This is a genomic window from Vibrio sp. 811 (assembly GCF_033339195.1).
This window is the reverse complement of the sequence record NZ_JAWOUB010000200.1, coordinates 1-877: the sequence shown is the minus strand read 5'-3', so window position 1 is coordinate 877 and position 877 is coordinate 1. Positions and strand designations below refer to the sequence as shown.

The window sequence follows — 877 nt, the reverse complement described above, 5'->3', positions numbered from 1 at the left end:
CTATGACACAAAGAAACGCAGTTTCTACCAGCGCTTTTGGATTCATACAGCGCGATATCTGCGCACTTATAGCTTCGAGTTCGATCGGCAGTGAGGTCACTATAACCCGCACTGACGGTAACGGTCATATTGCTTCGCAGCTGAACCGCGACTCGCAAACGATTGAGCACCACTTCGGCCTCTTTAACTGTGGTATGAGGCATGATCACCGCAAACTCCTCACCACCGACACGAGAAACAAAATCCGTAGTGCGCACTTCACGTAGTAACGTTTCTGCGACGCTACAAATGACTTTATCCCCTTCATCGTGACCGCGTTCATCGTTAATGCGCTTAAAGTGGTCAATATCAAACAAAGCCAAACACGTCGTCGGTGTATCAGGATAACGTTCTACAATATTCGCGTAGTGGGTTAATTGTTCTTCAAACTTTCTGCGGTTCCACAGTCCAGTCAAACCGTCTTTCTCACTTAAGTTGCGCAGCTGCTCTTCCAACGCTTTACGTTCAGAAATATCCACCAGCGAAGTGATGTAATAGCTGATTTTACCGGACTTTGTTAAGTTCGCTTGGATACGCATGATCGCCGTAAACACATGATTCAATTGGGTACGGCAGCGTACTTCGCCTTCCCAAACATTCTCGCGCCCTAACTTATTCCAAATGTTTAGCGTCTCTTCGAGGTCTTCAGGAAGCAAAATCAGGCTGTGGGCATTCGAGCCTTTCACTTGTTCGGTAGAATAACCCATCATGTTTTCAAACTCTTGGTTGACCATGATGATGCGGAGTGACGCGTCAGAAATCATGACGGCGGTCATACCATCGAGTGCGGCACGGGCTAACTTCGATTCCACACTATGACGACGGTAATGCAGCGCCA

At 47.7% G+C, this 877-nt stretch carries 1 protein-coding gene; it reads right to left on the bottom strand.

The annotated features are described in order from the left end of the window. Positions 1–877: sensor domain-containing diguanylate cyclase (locus R7Q46_RS25810; protein ID WP_318078034.1), on the bottom strand; the 877-nt coding region annotated here is incomplete at both ends.